General features: G+C 55.3%; 18 protein-coding genes. 5 read left to right on the forward strand and 13 right to left on the reverse strand.

What is annotated here, in order from left to right:
* Positions 1-37: 37 nt before the first annotated feature.
* On the forward strand, positions 38-2,794 hold the full coding sequence (locus IPM59_11600; protein ID MBK9216220.1) for a VCBS repeat-containing protein: 2,757 nt from the start codon (positions 38-40) through the stop codon (positions 2,792-2,794).
* A 10-nt stretch (positions 2,795-2,804) separates the two neighbouring features.
* On the opposite strand, the gene IPM59_11605 is transcribed toward IPM59_11600, so the two are convergent.
* The 4 genes from IPM59_11605 to IPM59_11620 are packed head-to-tail and all read right to left on the reverse strand — an operon-like array spanning position 2,805 to position 5,616.
* Positions 2,805-3,128, reverse strand: coding sequence for a BMC domain-containing protein (locus IPM59_11605; GenBank protein ID MBK9216221.1), 324 nt, complete (start codon positions 3,126-3,128; stop codon positions 2,805-2,807).
* Positions 3,129-3,135: 7 nt separating this feature from the next.
* A complete protein-coding gene (locus IPM59_11610; protein MBK9216222.1) occupies positions 3,136-3,477 on the reverse strand; it encodes a hypothetical protein in 342 nt (113 codons plus the stop codon).
* A gap of 2 nt (positions 3,478-3,479) precedes the next feature.
* The gene (locus tag IPM59_11615) at positions 3,480-5,189 is read right to left on the reverse strand and encodes an aldehyde dehydrogenase family protein (GenBank protein MBK9216223.1); all 1,710 of its coding nucleotides are present in this window, start codon (positions 5,187-5,189) and stop codon (positions 3,480-3,482) included.
* Positions 5,190-5,220: 31 nt separating this feature from the next.
* Positions 5,221-5,616, reverse strand: a complete 396-nt coding sequence (locus IPM59_11620; protein MBK9216224.1) for a BMC domain-containing protein — start codon at positions 5,614-5,616, stop codon at positions 5,221-5,223.
* A 210-nt stretch (positions 5,617-5,826) separates the two neighbouring features.
* Between IPM59_11620 and IPM59_11625 the strand changes: the two genes are divergently transcribed.
* The 3 genes from IPM59_11625 to IPM59_11635 all read left to right on the forward strand — a co-directional run bounded on the left by IPM59_11625 (position 5,827) and on the right by IPM59_11635 (position 9,752).
* A complete protein-coding gene (locus tag IPM59_11625) occupies positions 5,827-6,840 on the forward strand; it encodes a helix-turn-helix domain-containing protein (GenBank protein MBK9216225.1) in 1,014 nt (337 codons plus the stop codon).
* A 71-nt stretch (positions 6,841-6,911) separates the two neighbouring features.
* Positions 6,912-8,381, forward strand: coding sequence for an IMP dehydrogenase (gene guaB / locus IPM59_11630; GenBank protein ID MBK9216226.1), 1,470 nt, complete (start codon positions 6,912-6,914; stop codon positions 8,379-8,381).
* Positions 8,382-8,459: 78 nt separating this feature from the next.
* Positions 8,460-9,752 carry a M20/M25/M40 family metallo-hydrolase gene (locus IPM59_11635; GenBank protein MBK9216227.1) on the forward strand — a complete coding sequence of 431 codons (1,293 nt, stop codon included), beginning with the start codon at positions 8,460-8,462 and terminating at the stop codon, positions 9,750-9,752.
* 37 nt (positions 9,753-9,789) lie between these two features.
* Here the strand turns inward: IPM59_11635 and IPM59_11640 are convergent, their stop codons facing one another.
* Together IPM59_11640 and IPM59_11645 are read right to left on the reverse strand one after the other, a co-directional pair.
* The gene (locus IPM59_11640) at positions 9,790-11,694 is read right to left on the reverse strand and encodes an ABC-F family ATP-binding cassette domain-containing protein (GenBank protein MBK9216228.1); all 1,905 of its coding nucleotides are present in this window, start codon (positions 11,692-11,694) and stop codon (positions 9,790-9,792) included.
* 96 nt (positions 11,695-11,790) lie between these two features.
* Positions 11,791-13,023 (reverse strand): SurA N-terminal domain-containing protein, encoded by a 1,233-nt coding sequence (locus IPM59_11645; protein MBK9216229.1) that lies wholly within the window; start codon positions 13,021-13,023, stop codon positions 11,791-11,793.
* Between the two features lie 107 nt (positions 13,024-13,130).
* Between IPM59_11645 and IPM59_11650 the strand changes: the two genes are divergently transcribed.
* Positions 13,131-13,325, forward strand: a complete 195-nt coding sequence (locus tag IPM59_11650) for a 50S ribosomal protein L28 (protein MBK9216230.1) — start codon at positions 13,131-13,133, stop codon at positions 13,323-13,325.
* A 66-nt stretch (positions 13,326-13,391) separates the two neighbouring features.
* Here the strand turns inward: IPM59_11650 and IPM59_11655 are convergent, their stop codons facing one another.
* The 7 genes from IPM59_11655 to IPM59_11685 form a co-directional block, all read right to left on the reverse strand.
* Positions 13,392-13,769: a RidA family protein gene (locus tag IPM59_11655; GenBank protein ID MBK9216231.1), complete on the reverse strand. Its 378-nt coding sequence runs from the start codon at positions 13,767-13,769 to the stop codon at positions 13,392-13,394.
* A gap of 110 nt (positions 13,770-13,879) precedes the next feature.
* Complete coding sequence (locus IPM59_11660) at positions 13,880-14,302, reverse strand: GxxExxY protein (protein ID MBK9216232.1); 423 nt, start codon at positions 14,300-14,302, stop codon at positions 13,880-13,882.
* A gap of 29 nt (positions 14,303-14,331) precedes the next feature.
* The gene (locus tag IPM59_11665) at positions 14,332-16,536 is read right to left on the reverse strand and encodes a bifunctional (p)ppGpp synthetase/guanosine-3',5'-bis(diphosphate) 3'-pyrophosphohydrolase (GenBank protein ID MBK9216233.1); all 2,205 of its coding nucleotides are present in this window, start codon (positions 16,534-16,536) and stop codon (positions 14,332-14,334) included.
* A 129-nt stretch (positions 16,537-16,665) separates the two neighbouring features.
* Entirely contained in the window at positions 16,666-17,655 is a 990-nt protein-coding gene (locus IPM59_11670) for a hypothetical protein (protein MBK9216234.1), read from the reverse strand.
* Between the two features lie 61 nt (positions 17,656-17,716).
* Positions 17,717-18,190: a biopolymer transporter ExbD gene (locus tag IPM59_11675; GenBank protein MBK9216235.1), complete on the reverse strand. Its 474-nt coding sequence runs from the start codon at positions 18,188-18,190 to the stop codon at positions 17,717-17,719.
* Positions 18,191-18,229: 39 nt separating this feature from the next.
* Entirely contained in the window at positions 18,230-18,673 is a 444-nt protein-coding gene (locus IPM59_11680) for a biopolymer transporter ExbD (protein MBK9216236.1), read from the reverse strand.
* A 45-nt stretch (positions 18,674-18,718) separates the two neighbouring features.
* Positions 18,719-19,468 carry a MotA/TolQ/ExbB proton channel family protein gene (locus tag IPM59_11685; GenBank protein MBK9216237.1) on the reverse strand — a complete coding sequence of 250 codons (750 nt, stop codon included), beginning with the start codon at positions 19,466-19,468 and terminating at the stop codon, positions 18,719-18,721.
* Positions 19,469-19,499 lie beyond the last annotated feature (31 nt).

The raw sequence follows: 19,499 nt of genomic DNA on the forward strand, positions 1-19,499 counted from the left end.
CCGCCCATACGGGCCGTTCGTATCGGAGGGTTACAGCATGAGAGCACGCAGGATATTATTTCTACTGGCCGCATCGACGATGTTGGTGGCCGCGTTTGCCGTAAAGGCAGACGCACAAAAGACTTTTATCGTCCCCCATTTTATTGAAAAGACCGGATTGGTAGGGAGCACGCAGTTCACCTTCGACACGACGTTCTTCGTCACTTACCTCGGCGGGATCGGCAACACCGACCTCACTCCCGGTGCGTCGATCAATCTGTTCATCTATGACGATCTTACGGGCCAGCCGCTCAAATCATTGACCAACATAGATGTTTGTAATCCGTGCAGCTTTTCGGTGAGCACGGCAAACCGCAAAGCTATCGGCAACATCGAGGGAATTGCGAATTCTGTCGGCGGCTTGCCGCGCGATAACGTGACCGGCTCGATGATTTTTAACGTCACCGGCGATTTCGATAACATCGATACCAGTGCGTTTGTGATAAATTCGCACACCACGGCCTTTGATGTATCCATACAGTCTGTAGCTGTTGAAGATCTTACAATAGATCTCAGGGAGACCACAGATGGTACTACGCCATTCGATTACCGCGAGGACTCGATGATGCCGGGCCAGCCATTCTCATTCTCGACCGATCTTAATGCGTTTTATGCGGGCGGCTTGCCGGGAACATCGCCCGGAAACGGGGCAACGGTCGATCTGCGGCTCTATGACGACCTGACCGACCAACCGCTCCTCTCAATGACAGGCCAGCCTGTGTGCAATCCGTGCTCCGCCGATCTCACCAACATCAATAGAAAACGCCTATTCTCGTTCGACGAGCTGATCCGCGCAGCGGGCGGTTTCCCGCGCGCGGATGTTAGGGGCTTCGCGACGGTGGACATAACCGGCGACCGAAAAAATGTCTCTCTGCAGGGTATTGGCACGAATACCCATACCGGCCCAAACGATGTCGAATTGTATCCATTAGATCCGCACGCCTTGCGACATTATGATGATAATGAAGTTAGGGTTCTCCATCATATCTTTGAAAAAGGAGGCACGATCTTTAACACGCAATTCACTTTCGACACAAACATATCCATGACTTATACGGGCGGGTTGCCCGGCTTTCCGACAGGAACGGGGGCGACAGTTGACCTTACTATCTTTGATGAAGCCACGGGCTTGCCCATGAAAACCGCGACAAACCAAGACGTGTGCAATCCATGCACGACGGTCCTGGACACAACGACGCGAAAAAGAACGCTCGTCGTAGATGACGAGATCGTCGCAAAAGGCGGTTTCGGAACGGAAAACTTAAAGCTGGGCTTTGGAGTTCTTGTGATCGGCGGAACCGACCCGCAAGGCGTGAATATTCAGGGATTTGTTATCAACGCACATACAAGTCCGTTCGATCTGTCGGTCTTCGGTTTTGAGGCCCAGCCGATCCTCGGCGAACCGGGGGCCTTGCTCGAGAAAGCGATAGACGAATCTGCGGAAAGGCCCGGCGGCAGGAGCGAGGGCAGTCGCCGGATCTTGTCGACTGAATACAACTACCCGCACTTCCGCGACCGAACGGGAAAGGCGAGCAACACGACCTTCACCTACGACAGTGAGTTTCACGCCGTTTACAACGGAAGAAACTCCGCGAATCTCGAATTGTATCTATACGACCAGATGAATAGCCAGCCGCTGATGTCGCTGACCAATCAGCCCGTCTGCAACCCGTGTCATCTGCCGTTGAACACGACGACAAGGAAACGTCGCATCATAGTCGACGACCTCATAACGGCCGCCGGTGGATTTCCGCGTTTGGATGTTGCCGGATTCGCAAGGATAAAGGTAACCGGCGACGCCGGACGCGTCGCGATCCTCGGTATGCTGGTAAATGCGCATTCCGGCCCGAATGACCTCTCAACGTCCGAACTCCGAAGCCGGACGAACGTGCGACGCACGACCGATTACGACTTCAACGGCGACGGCCGGGCCGACATCGGCCTGTTCCGTCCGAGCGATCTGCTTGGAGCGATGTTCTATATCCTGCACACAGGCAGCAACCTCTTCAACGCATTCCGATGGGGGCTGCCTACGGACAAGCCGGTGCCCGGCGATTATGACGGTGACGGAAAGGCCGATTACGCCGTATGGCGTTCGGTCACGACGAACGCCGACAATCTGTTCATTTTCTTGAGCGAGACCTCGACCGTTCGAAGCGAGCATTTTGGTGTTACGGGCGATGATCCGTCGATTACGGGCGATTTTGACGGCGACGGCAAGGCCGATCCGGCGGTTTACCGTGAGGGTACGACTCCGGGAGCACAAAGTAACTTCTACTATCGGCCTTCCTCGATCCCTGGAATCGATTTTCGAGCCATGCCCTGGGGCATAAACGGCGACCGGCCGCTTCGGGGTGACTACGACGGTGACGGAAAAGCGGACGTTACGGTCTTTCGACCGTCCAACGGGATCTGGTACATCCTGCAGAGTTCGACAAGTTCGCTCCGCGCTGAGCCCTGGGGCCTGGCGACTGATAGATTTGTCCCCGGTGATTACGACGGTGACGGCCGCACGGACCTTGCGGTATTTCGCGGCGGCGTCTGGCACATAAAACGCAGTCGCGAAGACCTCTATGAAGCACTGTTTTGGGGCGCAGTGAATGACCTGCCTGTTCCGGGCGACTTTGACGGCGACGGGCGTATTGACATCGCCGTGTTCCGCCAGGGGATCTGGTATATCCTTCAATCCAACGGCCAAACGCGGATCGCTGCCTTTGGGCTCGACGGTGACCTACCTCTGCCGTTGTTTCAATAATGGTGGTGGTTCAACTCTTCTCTGGGACGGAGCCTGAGATCTTCTTGCGCGTCGTTTCGCCGGTCTTGAGGACTGGAATGCCCTGATCGACTTCGTTGTGCGGGCTCGGGATAACGTGGACGGCGGTGACGGTGCCGATCTTGCGGGCAGCAGAGGCTCCGGCGTCGACGGCGGCTTTGACGGCGCCGACCTCGCCGCGGACTATTGCGGTTACAAGACCGGCGTCGATGCGTTCGTAGCCGACGAGCTCGACATTTGCAGCCTTTACCATTGCGTCGGCGGCCTCGATCATAGCCACAAGGCCAAAACATTCCACCATTCCGAGAGCTTGCATAATACCTCTACCAGACCATCAACAGAACGACAACAAGGGCAAAAACAGCGATCAGGACCGCCAGGATCAGCGTCAGCAGGGCGTTCTCGCCGGTCGTCGGTACCCAGAAGTATTCGGCCATCTTACGGTGAGCGACGCGGGCGCGTTTTCTTTCGTTCGCGGCGGTGGCTAACTTGTCGGTATCGCCCGGCAAATGCCCGTTGTTCGCTGCAGTGATAGCATCTTCGAGTGCGGCTTCCGGTTCTTGGCCCGCAACGCGTGCGCCACAGTTGTAGCAAAATAGCGTGCCTTCGCGAACATCGACGCCGCAGCCATCACATTTTTCCTTTTCCAGAACGGCCTCAGTCATCGCTAAACGCTCGCAAACACTTCCTTTTCCTCGCCGAGGTCTCGTGCCGACGGCGTTAGGATCGTCTTCTTAGAAATATATATCTTCTCGCCGCTTGCGACCGCACGCCGGACGTCGTCCTCGCTGACGAAATCCGCAGGCGTGATCGGAACAGGTTTTTGCACGGCATTCTCCGGCGTTATCTCGTGAACGACCGTTTTCGGTTCTGGCTTGGGTTCGGGTGTCGGTTCCGGAGCAGGCGGCGGCATCGCTGCCATCTTCTTGCTTAAAAAACTATCCACTATCGCCGCAATATCTTCCCGCTTCGGCGTCTTCGGCGGCGAAAAGGTCGCTGCTGACGGCTGACGGCTGACGGCTGCCGGCTCGTTGATCGGCTTCGTTTCAAACGCGACCCGCTTGATATCCATCAGGTGCATAGGCGAGATGTTGTCCGACGTGACGTTGCCGCCCCACGAACCGCAACCGAGGGTCATCGACGGGGGCAGATCCGTCGTAAGGCCGATCGCACCGTGCGTTGTAGGCGAATTAATAACGACCCGTGCCGCGGGCATCTGTTTCCCGTATCGGATCGCCGCGTCGCGAGCCTGTGTGTGCATTCCGGCAGTGTGGCCCATACCGCCAAATTCCAGTATCTCCTGACACCGATTGGCCCCATCCTCAACGCCGTCAACGACAAAGAACGCCAGTGTTGGTGACAGTTTTTCGACCGACCACGGGAAATCACGTCCGACGCCGCCGCAATCGGCGAGCAGACAGCGGGTGCCTTCCGGAATCGAGATGCCGGCGAGGTCGGCGATGTACTTCGCCGATCTGCCAACGATCCCGGCGTTTAGCGTTCGCTGTGGCGTCAGTAGGATCTTTGCAACGGCCTCGGCTTCGGCTGGATTCAGGAAATGTCCACCCTGCCGCTTAAACTGTTCTCTCGCCTCAACCTCGACTGGGGCATCACAAACCACGGACTGCTCAGATGCGCAGATCGTGCCGTTGTCAAAGCACGTTCCAGTCAGGATGTCAGCGACGGCCTTTTCAACATTCGCCGTTCTCTCGACAAAAACCGGTACGTTTCCCGGCCCGACACCGAACGCAGGCTTGCCCGACGAGTATGCCGCTCGGACGAGTCCCGTGCCACCGGTAGCGAGGATAACCGCCGTCTTCTTGTGCTTCATCAGCGTCTCGGTGCCCTCGATCGTCGAGGTTGTGAGGCATGTGACCGCTTCGGCGGGTAGTCCCATTTTGACACCCGCATCGCGCATCACACGGGTCGTCTCGGCGATGCATTGAGCGGCTGATGGGTGCGGTGAGAGCACGATCGTGTTGCGCGACTTGATCGCAATGATGATCTTGTAAATGGCTGTGGATGTTGGGTTTGTGGACGGGATGATCGCGGCAACGACACCTCGCGGGCTGGCGATCTCGACCACGTTACCGTCGTCGCTGACTACGCCGACCGTCTTCAGTGGCTTGAAAGCATTCCACACATCCTCAGCGGCAAAGCGGTTCTTCTCCCGTTTGTCCTCGGCCTTGCCAAAGCCAGTTTCCTCATTCGCGAGTTTCCCCAGACGTGCGGATTCCGCCAAAGCAACGCTCGCCATCGCATCGCAGATCGCGTCGATCTTTGCCTGATCGAACTGAGCTACGGTCTGAAAGGCAAACGACGCGGCCTCAACCGCGTCGCGTGCTTCCTGTTGAGCTATCAGGTCCTTGTCGCCCATAGCAAGCGAAGAAAGGCCGTGTGGTCAGGCCCTATGCTTTGGTTTTGCCTTTGTTACCGGCTGCCGAGCCCGTGCCGGAAGCCGCACCCGCACCGAGCTGGCGTCCGCCCCCGCCCTGAAGGGCCTTCTCGTCCGGGCTGTAACCGACCGCGCCGCCCTTGGGCAGGACGCGTTCGACCTCGTTGTGCGGTCGCGGAATGACGTGAACGCTGATGAGCTCGCCCACGCGTCTTGCCGCTGCCGCACCGGCGTCGGTCGCGGCCTTTACCGCACCGACATCGCCGCGCACGAAGATGGTCACGTAACCGGCGCCGATATATTCCTTACCGATAAGTCTAACATTTGCAGCCTTTACCATCGCATCGGCCGCCTCGACCGCTCCGACAAAGCCCTTTGTTTCGACCATACCGAGAGCTTCTAAACTCATTGATGATTCCTCACTTTTTGGTTTGCTCTACCGATAATAATATAAGTTGCCCTGAAGCCAAAACGCAATCTGCCAACTCCTCCGGAATCACGCAAAACAGGGCGTACCTAGAGTGAATCAATTGACATTCTGACGATAGGAACGATATATTTCAAGTCAAAGAGCGTAGTCGTTTCCGGCACTCACAGTTCGTTGGGATCTAACATGTCCATGACCTTGGGAGAAAAATTGCGGCAGGCCCGTGAAGCGCGCGGCCTTACCCTCAGCGAGGTCTCTGAACAAACACGGATCTCGGCCCTTTACCTCGAATCGATCGAGAACGATGATTATCGGGGACTTCCGGGAGGTATCTTTAACAAGGGCTTCGTTAAATCCTACGCAAAATTCGTCGGGATTAAAGAGGAGGAGGCCCTGTCTGACTACTCGCAGTTGATGGCTCAGGCGAACATCGCTGAGGAGTCCGAGTTAAAGCTATACAAGCCTGAGGTCCTTACGGACGACCGATCGGGCCCGTCGATGACGCCAACGATCATTGTAGCCCTCGTGATCCTGACGCTGATGACCGGCGGTATCCTACTTCTCCTCAACTATTTACAGCAGCCGACAGATCTCGTCGCAGAAAACGCGACGCCGCGCCCGACCGCGAGTGCTTCCGTCGAAGGTGCGTCAAATTCGGCCCCCACGACATCGGATGTGCCTGACATGGCAGCGCTGAATGTCGAGTTCAAGGCCATGAATCCCGTCTCCGTGATCGCAACGGTTGACAGCGAACCGCAGAAGAAATCCGATGTCTCGGCAGGTTCATCTCTCAGCTTTTCGCCTAGAGAGAGCCTAACTCTTAACTACAATCGGTGGAACGCCCCCAACGTCCAGCTATCGATAAACGGAAAAGTCATAACGCTCCCAGCCGAGCCGCTCGATCCGAAAGATCGCGACAGGATCATCTTCACGATATCACGCGAGAACCTCGCCCAGATATGGACGACCGCGACCATCTCGACCGCGGTTCCGTCGGTTGAGGCTGAAGCTCACCCCAACAACACGGAGATACCGACGACGACCGCTCCGTCGAGCCCGCCCGCGCCTCAGGTCCGTCCCACACCCGCACCACGTCCGAGCAATGCTGCAAACGCAGCGAATACTCCTGCAAGAACGCCCTCGCCAAAGCCCGCAAGCAATGCTCGGCCGGCGTCTACACCCGCCAAGCCGCCCGCGAACAGCTAAACAACTACGCGATCAATGATAGGTCTCTCGTCGGCATTTAGCGACGCGGATATTTTTGTTTATAATTAGCTATGGAGATCACCCAGATAGCCGAAGGCCTGACATTTGACGACGTTCTGCTCGTTCCTGCCTATTCCGAGATCCTGCCGAGCGACGCCGATACCCGCACACGTTTTTCCAGAAATATCGAGTTGAATATCCCGCTGTGTTCATCAGCAATGGACACCGTTACCGAGGCGGCCCTGGCAATCGCCCTCGCACAACAAGGCGGCATCGGCGTTATTCACAAGAACTTTTCGATCGAGCAGCAGGCCGAGGAGGTCGATAAGGTCAAGCGGTCGGAATCAGGCATGATCGTCGATCCGGTAACGATCAATGAAAAGGCTATTGTCTCCGAGGCCCTCGCCATCATGGGCCGCTATAAGATCAGCGGCGTTCCGGTGACAGATGCGGACGGGTTGCTCGTCGGCATCATTACCAATCGCGACCTGCGGTTCGAAACGCGAACGGATATTCCTGTTTCTGAGATAATGACACCGCAGCCGCTCGTGACCGTCCCCGTTGGCACGACTCTCGATGAGGCCAAGGTGAAGCTGCAGAAGCATCGCATCGAGAAGCTCCTCGTCGTGGATGACGACGGCCATCTCAAGGGCCTTATCACGGTCAAGGATATCCAGAAAGCCATCAACTTTCCGACTGCGGCGAAAGACGAACTCGGCCGTTTGCGGTGTGCCGCCGCGGTCGGTGCTACCGGCGACTTTCTCGAACGTGCCAGGGCCTTGGTCGATGCACGGGCCGACGCTATCGTGATCGACACGGCTCACGGGCACAGTTCACGCGTGATCGACGCTGTAAGTGCCGTCAAAAACGAGTTTCCAGAGATCGAAGTCGTCGCCGGCAATGTCGCGACGGCTGAGGCAACCACAGCTCTCGTCAAAGCCGGCGTTGACGCCGTAAAGATCGGGATCGGACCGGGATCGATCTGCACGACGCGCGTCGTCACCGGTGCAGGCGTGCCACAGATCAGTGCGATCGTCGAGTGCGTGGCGGCTGCGAAAGGCTCGGGCGTGCCAGTTATCGCAGACGGCGGTGTCAAATTCTCGGGTGATGTCGCGAAGGCGATCGCGGCCGGAGCCGACAGTGTGATGATCGGATCGCTCTTTGCGGGGACCGAAGAAGCGCCGGGTGAGGTCATCCTCTTTCAGGGCCGAAACTTCAAGTCCTATCGCGGGATGGGATCGCTCGGAGCGATGAAACAGGGCTCCAGCGACCGTTATGCGCAGGAAGCGACATCTGCTGACTCAAAGTATATTCCCGAGGGCATCGAGGGACGCGTCGCCTACAAAGGGACATTGGCTGAGATGGTCACCCAACTCGTCGGCGGGCTTCGCTCCGGCATGGGCTATACCGGCTGCCGCACGATCAGCGACCTGCAAGCCAATGCCCGTTTTGTTCGCATTACATCGGCCGGGCTTCGCGAATCACACGTCCACGACGTCATCATCACAAAAGAGGCCCCGAACTATCGTTTGGAAAGCTGATCTTGCGGGTGCGAAAAACTAGATTTTGGAGTATGATTATCGGTTGGGGAACATAGCTTAAATTTGAGGAGTACTATAATGTCGCGTTACGCAAAAGCATTCCTACTATCGGTAGTCCTGGCTTGTTTTTCGGGATTAGTGATCTTTCAGACCGGCGGCACAAGCGCTAAGGCGGCTGAGCATTGGATCTCGATCGATGCATCCGAGCTGCAGACCATTCAGGCCGAGCGTGGGACTAAAGACCCTGCCGGGCTGGCAAGTCTTCGTGTCCAGCAAGTGGTAAACAACATCGCCATCCTTCGCCTGAACGACCAGCAAATGGAGAGTCTGTCAGGCGCGATGCATCACAGCTTTCACAAATGTGCCGGCTTTGTCACGCACGAGAGCGAGGGTGAGGCCGTGGAATGGATCCGAAATTTCGCGACCGCGGAGACCGGGGCCCCGTTGATAAACTATACGATCGATAATCCGGAGTCCGTCAACACGATGCTCAATACCGTGAGCGAGCCGTACACGAGACAGGTCATAATCGATCTTTCCGCGTTCCCAAATCGCCGTTACAACCAGCCGAGCGGAATAGACTCTGCGAACTGGATCTATAACAGGTGGGCGTCACTTGTCGCTGGTTACGACCGCGACTCGGTGTCGCTCGCATATTTCAACCATCCGACCTCTACGTCACCGCAGCCGTCGATAATCCTGACATTTAAGGGCAAGCGCTTCCCTGATGAGATAGTCGTGCTCGGAGCTCATCAGGACTCGATCAATCAGTCGGGTTCGACCGCTCCGGCCCCCGGAGCAGATGACGATGCGTCGGGCATTGCTTGTCTTACCGAGACGATACGGGTAATGGCCCAAACGGGCTTCAGGCCGGACCGCACCGTGCAGTTTATGGCGTATGCTGCAGAAGAGGTCGGTCTTCGCGGCTCTAATGCGATTGCGACGTCATATCGGACGGCTAACAAGAACGTCGTGGGCGTGATGCAGCTCGATATGACCAACTATAAGGGCACACTCGGCTATGACATCGTGATCTTCACTGATTATACAAATGCCGCCCAGAATCAGTTCGTCACGAACCTGATCACGACATACCAGCCCGGCCTGAACCTAACGACATCGGCCTGCGGCTATGCATGCTCAGACCATGCGTCCTGGCATAACAAGAGCTATCCCGCATCGATGCCCTTCGAGGCGACGATGAACGACGATAACTCCGCGATCCACACGGCAAATGACACGATCGCACGCAGCAACAATAACGCGAACCATGCGACACGGTTCACAAAACTCGCTTTGTCGTTTGTCGGCGAACTGGCGAAAGGTTGCGTCTCTGTCGGCTCGCGAGCATGTAGTGCGGGCTCTCTTTAGTGTGGAATCGGCCGGCTGAGTATCGATATCAGCATCCTTAGGCCAGTTGGCCGGCCAGGGCCTCCCATTCTTCGTAAAGCTCCTTGATCCGTGACTGAGCGGCGGTATGCTGCTCGGTCACTTTTGTTAGATGGGCATAGTCAGCAGCCACTGTTGGGGCCGACATAGCTGAGGTCAGACGCTCGGCTTCGGCCTCCAACTCCGGGATCGTTTGCTCGATCTCGACTATCCGCTTTTCGATCTGCCGGCGTTGATTTTTTGATAGGTTCGAAACATCCGCTTGGACCACACTCATCTCAACATGAGGTTTTGGCAGTCCGGCGTCTTGTTCAGCCGCTAAGGTCACGTGTCGGCTATCGCGCCAGTCGTGAAAATCTGTATAGTTGCCGTTGTAATCGAGGACGGCACCATCCGCCTCGAACGAGAGCATCTGAGTCGCAAGCTTGTCGAGGAAGAAACGGTCATGACTCACCGTAACGATCGTGCCGGGATACTCATCAAGCGCCGCCTCAAGCGCTTCGCGCGCCGGTATGTCAAGGTGGTTTGTCGGTTCGTCGAGAACAAGCACATTCTTTTGTGAGTATATTAGCTTTGCCAGGGCGAGACGGCCTTTCTCACCGCCCGAAAGGTCACGCACTTTCTTCTCGACGTCTTCGCCAAAAAACAAAAAGCGCGCAAGAAATGAACGGATCTCGACATTCTCGACATTCGGTGCAACGCGACGCATCTCGGCATGGACCGCATTACCGTCGTGCAAGTCGTCGAGCGTCTGTGAATAATAGCCGACGTTGGTCTTTGTGCCCCAAACGACCCGGCCATCGATCTCTCGGATCTCGCCAAGCAGTGTCTTTAGCAGTGTCGTCTTGCCCGTTCCATTACCGCCAATAATGCCGAGCACGCCGCCGCGATGCAGCGAAATGTTGATACCGCTCGCCAGCACCGTTCCGCCGTAACCGACAGCCAGGTTCTCTGTCGTCAAAACGTTATTGCCTGCACGTTCGACTTTCTTCAGATCGAACTTGCCACCGTGTTTCTCGCCTTTTACAGCATCGAGTCGTTCCATGCGTTCGAGCATGTTGCGGCGCGATTTTGCCTGTTTGGTCTTTTGCCCCTCTAGATTACGGCGGATAAACTCCTCCGTCTTGGCTATCATCGACTGCTGGTTGTCATACTCACGCTGTTGCTGTTCGCGACGCAGTTCGCGTTCGACAAGGAACTTTGAGTAGTTTCCTTTGTAGGTCACGGCCTTTCCATTCTCGATCTCGATGATCCTTGACGCGGTGCGATCCAGGAAATACCGATCGTGACTGATGATCACATATGCCCGGTCGTATGTTTGCAGATGCTCTTCCAGCCATTCCACGGCATTCACATCGAGGTGATTGGTCGGCTCGTCGAGCAGCAGAACGTCCGCATTCGAGAGTAGAAGCCGCGCCATGCCAAGCCGGTTCTTTTGTCCACCCGACAATGTGTTGGTTTCCATCGACCATTGTTCACGGTCGAATCCAACACCCAGCAGCACGGCCTCGGCCCTGGCGGCATAAGAGAATCCGTCCGCCTGCTCAAATGCTGTCTGCAGCGAAGCATATCTGTCTAAGACCGCTTCGGAATGGTCCGTCTCCATGACCTTCTCGATCCGCCTCATGTCGGCCTCGATGTCATGGATATGGCTAAATGCCGACAGGGCCGCTGTGTGAACGGTTTCGGTCGACTCGAAATCTACATGCTGTTCCAGAAGCCCGAGTTTGAGGCCGTTGATCGCTGCGATCTCGCCCGCATCCGGCGATTCCTCTCCTGTCAACACGCGAAAGATCGTTGTCTTTCCGGCGCCATTGCGGCCGACGAGCCCAACCTTCTCACCCGGATTGATCTGAAAAGAAACCCCTCGCAGCACCTCGGTGCCGCCGTAGGACTTGGTGATATTGGATAAACGAAAAAGCACGTAGTTACGAACAGAGGGGATCGATCCGTTGAAAAGGAAGAAAGGAGAGTCGGAAGGACTCCCCTTTTCTAACCAGATTACGTTTTCACATCAGACCTATTTGGTTGGAGCATTCGCCGCCGGCTTGTTCGCGGCGTCGTTCGACACCGATTTAGAATTGCCGTTTGGCTCGTTCGTGTTCGCAGCCGAGTTGATATTCGACGGTGCCGCATTAGAATTCGAGTTCGCAGCTGTATTGCTATTTGCCGCCGCGGCCGGGCGAGCTCCGCTTAGCTCATTCGGATTATCAACGACCTTCTTAGCGAGAAAATTCTCGATCTTAGCCTCATTCATGGCGATCGTTTGATATGACGCAGCCAGGAGCTGCTTTCGATTGTCGGTCAGCAGCTGTGTGATCTGCGGACGGACGGCCGGATTCTCAAGCGTAAGGCTCTCGTCCTTTTCTATGCGTTCCTGGAGCTTGAAGATATACGCTTTTCCCTGCAGCGGCACTGCATTCGTTATACGCCCGACATCAAACTGCGGATTCATAAAGCCGCCCGCGATCTGGTCGCCAAAGTTCTGCTTGAGTTCCTGCTCGCTGATATAGCCAAGGTCGCCGCCCTGAAGACGGCTCCCATCCTCGCTATATTCGCGAGCAATTGCCGCGAAATCACTTGCCGGCTGTGCAACCTTTGTCAGCACTTCTTTTACCTTCTGTTCCGCCTCCGCCGCATTGCGGGTCGTGTCGCCTTGCCCGTTGTCCGATGGATCAATAACAATTGCGGCCAGCCGAACGCCCCGCTTCTTGACGAACATATCGGGATTACTCTTAAAGAACTCCTCTATCTCGCGTTCGCTCGGCGTTTCGATCCGCCCCGTGATCTTATCGATCAGCTTCTGTATCGCAAGGCCCTTTCTGACCGTTTCGCGGAAAGACTTTTCGTCGAGGCCGGCCTCCTTCATCTGCTTGTCAAATTCCTCAGCAGACATTCGGCTCTCGACCTTGCGCTTATTGATCTCAGCCGTAATATCTTCCTCGGTAGGCACCAGCTTCTCGGCCTCCGCCTTCTGGTACATCACTTCTTGCTCGACGAGGTTCTGGAGGATCTGCAGCCTTGCCGCAGCGAGTTCGAGCGGCGACATCTTAGCTTCCTGGCCCCTTGATTCCTGCTTGACGGCACGTTCAACGTCCTGCATGGTGATGACCTTGCCGTTGACCTTAGCGGCCGTCTCATTTGGGTCTACGGAACCGCTCTGTGACTTGCCCGGCGGTGTCTGTCCGCACGCGGCAAAGAAAGCCGCCGACAATGCTATCGCTGCCGTCAGCGACGGCCGTTTGTTTCTCATGTTCAAAATAGCTCCTATAGCTTTCAACCTATTCATGTTTGACTAATATCAGGACGTTTTGTTATAAATATCGTTTTGAGTTTTTCGAGAAAACTCAGTTTAAGACTATGGCACAACGCTGCGACATCTGCGGGAAAGGCCCGCAATTTGGTAATAATGTTTCACACGCCAACAATAAAACGCGTCGGCGGTTCAACCCTAACCTGCAGCCCGTTCGCGTCCAGCTGCCTACCGGCGGCAACGCGAAGATGAAGGTCTGCACGCGCTGCATCAAATCCGGAAAAGTTGTCAAAGCCGCGTAAAACTTAGAGATACGGCCAGTTCATTTGGTTGCCGCAACGCCCGTAAATACGGGCGTTTTGTTTTGCCTACAAAATGGCAATACAGTCGATCTCAACACGCGCGCCACGCGGCAAAGCAGCCGCCTGGACCGTGGCACGAGCCGGCCTATTCTCGCTGAAATAACGCGAATAGACCTCATTCATCTCGGCAAAATCATTCATGTCCGCGAGAAAGACGGTCGTCTTGACAACGCTGTTCAGACTCGTTCCCGCAGCCGTCAACACTTCGCCGAGATTCTTTAGCACCTGTTCCGTTTGCTCCGCGACAATCTCAGAGACAAACTCACCCGTCGCCGGGTCGATCGGTATCTGCCCCGAACAAAACACCATCCCGCCGGCCTTCACTGCCTGTGAATACGGACCTATCGCACCGGGAGCCCCGTCTGTAGAAACGATCTCGATCATAAAAGCTGCCTAAGCCTCATCCCCAAGCAAAAGGCGAATTTTATCAAATCGAGGCGCAAAAGAAAAGGCTGGAACCACTGATGACACGGATAGACTCGGATAGGCCGCCGTTAGAGGATAATCCGCTTTACCTCGACTCGAGGATTGCCGAAGTTGATCAGGAGACAAAGACGAAATCCCGTTGCTCTCAAATAGTTTAGGCATTGGGCTCGATGAATATCGTTTAGGTCACGGACCGCCTTTAGCTCGATGAGTACCAGGCCGTTCACAACAAGATCCGCCTCGTATTTTCCGACCACCTCGCCGTCGTAGTGGACGAGCAACTCTTGCTGTGTCTGGATCGTCAGACCCGCCTTTGCTAGCTCCCATGCGAGAGCATTGTCGTAAACCTTTTCCAAGAAGCCGCAACCCAGCTTATTGCCGACGGTAAACGCACAGCCAATAATCCGTTCAGAGATCTTATCAACCTCCCTTTTCCACTCGGGATCGTCTCCGAGCAAAGACGAAAATACCACTTCCTCATTCGAGTCCATCTGTGCCATCCGTGGTTTCATTCTTATTCTTATGGATTCACACGTTCGACGGCGATAACGCCGGGCACGTGTTCGATGGCGCCGACCACCTTGTCGAGGTGTTTCTTGTCGAATACCTCAACGGTGACCTCGATCATACCGATGTCGTCTTTTGACACGTTTGCTCGGGCGTCGCGTATGCCGGTCTTGATATCGGCGATCGCGTTTGTGATGCCGGCGAGCATGCCGGTGCGGTTTTCGGTCGTGGCGAGCAGTTGAACCGACTGGATCTCTTCCTTATCGGTCTTGGCCCAATTGACCTCGACGATCCGGTCCTTGTTGATCATTAGCTGTGAGACGTTCTTGCAGCGTTTGTTGTGAACGACGATGCCCTTATCGAGCGATATGTAGCCGATGATCTCTTCGCCGCGGAGCGGGTTGCAGCATTTGGCGCGGTTGATGAGCAGGTTGTCGACGCCCTTGACAACGATGGCGTCCTCCATCCCAATGAACTTTCGGACGGCCTTTGTAGCTTTCTTGAGCCTTGTGGGCTTGCCGCCGTCGGGGTCAAGCTCTTTGAGCTTCTCGGCACCGAGATGTTTGCCAAGCACGTTGCGCGGAAGCGTCTTGCCGTAACCGACCGACGCAAAAAGGTCGTCCGGCCGGCTCAAACCGTATTCGTTCGCGATACGTTTCAACTCGGCCTCGTTCGCAAGGAACTTCTTCGGAGCAACGCGGAATTTTTCCGCTTCCTTCTCAAGCAGCTTGCGGCCGATCTCAATTGATTCCAGACGCTGCTGTTGCGAAATGTAATGCCTGATGCGGCTGCGCGCCCGCGAAGTAAAAGCATGCTCAAGCCAGTCACTGGATGGCTTTGCATTTTGCTTGGTTAGTATCTCGATCACATCGCCGTTCTGGAGTTCGGTTCGCAGCGGGACGATTCGGCCGTTTATCTTTGCTCCGGTGCATTTATCACCTACAGCCGAGTGGATAGCGTAGGCAAAATCAATGGTGGTCGACCCCTTGGGCATCTGTATTACCTTGCCCATTGGCGTAAACGCGTAAACGTCCTTTGGATAAAGATCGAGTTTGAGCGTTTCAATAAAATCCGCCGAATCCCCGTGCCCTTCCGTCTCCTCGACGAGCGGCAGCAGCAGTTTTTCAACCGTCCGCCGCAGTTCATCAAGGGTTGATTCATCTTCCAGTTTGCCGAGTCGGCTTTGTTTGTAACGCCAATGCGCCGCGACGCCCTCTTCGGCGATACGATGCATATCCTCGGTTCGGATCTGAACCTCGAACGGCTGCCCCGTATCACCGATCACTGATGTGTGCAGCGAACGATAGAGGTTATCTCGCGGAATCGCGATCCAATCCTTGAACCTCTCCGGAACGGGCGTCCATATATCGTGAATGACGCCCATCGCGAGATAGCAATTTCCCGGCTCGTTGGGCGTGATGATGCGTGCGGCGATCAGATCGTAAACCTGCTCGATGCGTATCTTCTGCTTCTTGAGCTTCTTCCACAGCGAGTAGAGTCGCTTGACGCGGCCCTCAACGCTGATGAAGGGCACGTTATTCTCCGTCAGCTTGTCCGAAATTGTGGTCTTTACTTTCTCAAGCGTGGCTTCGAGTTCCGGTCGGCGAATATCGACCTCGCGTGCGAGACGTCTGTAATCCTGCGGATATAGGTTCTGGAATGACAGGTCCTCGAGTTCGCCGCGGAGCTTACCCATTCCGAGGCGATGTGCGATTGGTGCGTAAATATCAAGTGTTTCCTGCGAGATGCGGGCGCGTTTTTCGGGCTTGAGATACTGCATCGTCCGCATGTTATGAAGCCGGTCCGCCAGCTTGATCAGCACGACGCGTACGTCCGTGACCATCGCCAGCACCATCTTGCGAACATTCTCGGCCTGCTGCTCCTCTTTTGAAAGATCGCTGATATTGGCGATCTTGGTCAGCCCGTCCACCAAGGTCGTTATCTCGTCGCCAAACGTATCGCGGATCGTGTCGAGATCGACCAGAGTATCTTCTACAACGTCGTGCAGCAATCCGGTCGAAACGCTCACCTCATCGAGCCGCATATCGGCCAGAATGGACGCCACCTCGATCGGGTGAACAAGATACGGCTCGCCCGACGCCCGCGTCTGGCCGCGATGATGCAGCGCCGAGAACATGTATGCGCGGCGGATCAGTTCGATATCGGCATTAGGCCGATTGGCCTGAACCTTTTCGATGACGTCCTCGATCCTGATCATAAACTGAATTGTGAATCTAACGATTACGCATTACCGATAACGCATCGAAATTTACAATTCGTAATAGAAAAAGACGATGCCCAATTGAATTGTAATTGAGCATCGTCCAAGTTGGAAAGAAAAACGCTGTTACTTATTCGAGGCGGTGTTAGCGTTGGCTTTGCCAGCCTTGTTACCTGTAGCCTCGGCCTCCTTTGCGGCAGCGCGTTCATCGATCTCGGTTTGGATATTCTTACCGATGTCGCTTAATTCAAGGAATTTCTTACGATAATCATCGGCCTCAGTCTTCAACCGGGCATATTCCTCACCACGCCCTTCCATCTCAGCAAGAAAAGCAGATTGATACAAAAGGCTTGTCTTGTAAGAGCGGGCCGATTCAAACACCTTCAGCAGGTCCTGTTTTGCCTTGAGATCCGCATCGGAGAGAGCCTTAATGTTGATGCTCGCCGCACTCTTTACCGTATCTGGTTCGAGAGCGATCGCCTGATCGATAAGCTGCATGCCGTCAGCGACGCATTGCTTAAACTTCTCAAAGTCCTCGCTGCTGGCAGGCTTGACGTATGTGTAAGCCGGCTTGCCATCCTTGGTCGTCTTCTTCTTCGTTGCCTCAGTGTCGGAGATATCTGTAGCACAGCTATTCTTCTTTGCGGCAAGCGAAGTAAACGCCTCAGCCCTCTGCTCGGGCGGAATGCTCGCATTCTGTGAGCGTTTTGTCACCCAATCAAGCCACTCGTCCGACTTCTGCAGGTTCTCATACAGGCTCGCTATCGCCTTGTATGAGCTCTGGTCCTTCGGGTCGAACGCCAGTGCCTTCTGGTATTCGACGATCGCCTGTTCGGCCTTCGCCGTGTCTTTTCGGTTGCCTATGTACTGCGAATGGAGCGTCCTCGCCAAAAAGAGCTGTGCCATCCTGCCTTCGAGGTAGTCACCCTTGGGATCGCGGCCAACAGCCTTCTTAAACAGCGCCTGCGCCTCGTCGAACTTACGATTCTTGTAAGCGGCCGAGCCGTCAACCAGGTCCTTTCGGGCCATTACACGGTTGTAATAGCCGCAATTCGCCCCTGCCAATACACTGACAGCTAATAGAGCGATGATTCCAACACGAGAGAATCTCATCATTTGACTCCGTTCACGCCGCCTGCGGCCGGACAAGCATCCGGTCACGAGCAGATGCGGCAAATTACTCTGACAGATCGTCGATCTGAAGCCCGATCGGCGAGGCGCCCGCAGCCTTGGCCGCATCGATCACCTTTACGACGTCACCATATCTGACTGATTTCGGCGACTTGATAAAGATCGTCTTTTCGATCTCGTTTGTCCCTTCACGAAACACGCCTTGGTTCTCGCGTTCCTTAAACACCTCGCGAAGCTTGTTTCCGAGCTTTTCCGTGTCGGTGACATCACCAAACGCCTCATTATTCAGCGTGACACCACGCGTCTCCTTGTTGATCGCCACCACGAGTGTCAGCGGATTGGGTTTGACGTTGACATTCTGCTGGTCCTTAGGCTCAGCAGGGACCTTCGCCTCGAACCGGCTCGGCTTGAGCGGCGTGATGACCATAAAGATGATCAGCAGTACCAGGAGCACGTCGATCAACGGCGTCACGTTAATATGTGGTGTTGCGCCGCCCTCACCGCCGGCGCTTACTGACATAGACATATTTCAATTACCTCGGTCAATGACCGTCCATATCTACTGAGACGGTTCGCCGCCTTTCTTCTTATCCGCTACGAGGCCGATCTTATCGATGTCCTGTTTACGGATCGTATCGATCGCTGCAACGACTCGGCCGTAATCGACCTCGACGCCGCTCTTGATATATACGATCCGCTTGTCAGGGGTCTTTCCCTCCATACGACGCTTGATCACGTCGCCGAGGGCATCGATAGGATATTGCTCCTTCCCGATGTAGAAATTACTGTTATCGGGAATAGCCACGATCACGGATGTGTCCTTCGCGATGTCGGCGTCCTCATCCGGGCTGACCATATCGCGGGGAAGATTTACCGACACGCCCTGCTGGAGCAGCGGCGTGACGATCATGAAGATGATCAGCAGCACGAGCATTACGTCCACCATAGGCGTGACGTTGATCTCGGAATTGTATTCGTCGGTCCCACCGACTTTCATACTCATAGCAAAACTCTCCTGTTTACTGCTGAGGCCAAGGAATTGCCTGAACTATCCGCGGAGGCTGCGCGAGCGCTGCTTGATAAAGTAATCAACCAGTTCGGAAGCTGAGTTCTCCATCTCTACACCAAAGCTCGTCACCTTGTTCGTGAAGTAGTTGAACAGCCATACCGCCGGCACCGCGACTAGGATACCGAACGCGGTAGCGACCAACGCTTCGGCAATAGCACCACCAACGGCGCCGATACCGGCCGATTCGTTCGTCCTCAATGCCTGGAATGCTCCGATGATACCGACAACCGTTCCGAAGAGTCCGACGAACGGAGCCGTCGAGCCAACCGTGGCAAGGCCGGCGAGGCCGCGCTTCAATTCAGCGGTCTTAACGGCGATCGCACGCTCGAGAGCACGCTTTGATGCCTCCATCTCGTCAGCCGAGATATCGGTGTTGCCCTGATGGGCGGCAAACTCCTTAAGGCCCGACGATACAACCATCGCAAGATGCGAATCCTTGTGCTTGTCGCTGATATTGATCGCTTCATCAATGTTGCTGTTCTTCAGGGCCTGGGCCACTTTCGGCGCATACTGGCGCGACTGGGCCTTTGCCTTGTTATAGGTCAGCCACCTTTCGATCCCGACGGCGATCATATACACCGACTGGATCAAAAGGGTGATGATAACGCCCCAACCCGGAATGGTAAGGCTCTTTGCGATATCGTAAATGCCGAAGGAGACTCCACCCTCGGAGAACAACAAGAAAAAGCCCGAAATATCCGTTCCGATCAGGCTGGCTACAAAAGTCATGGTTTTTCCTCCAATGAAAATCAAAGAATTC

Origin of the sequence: Chloracidobacterium sp., assembly GCA_016715795.1 — a bacterium.
GTDB lineage: Bacteria > Acidobacteriota > Blastocatellia > Pyrinomonadales > Pyrinomonadaceae > OLB17.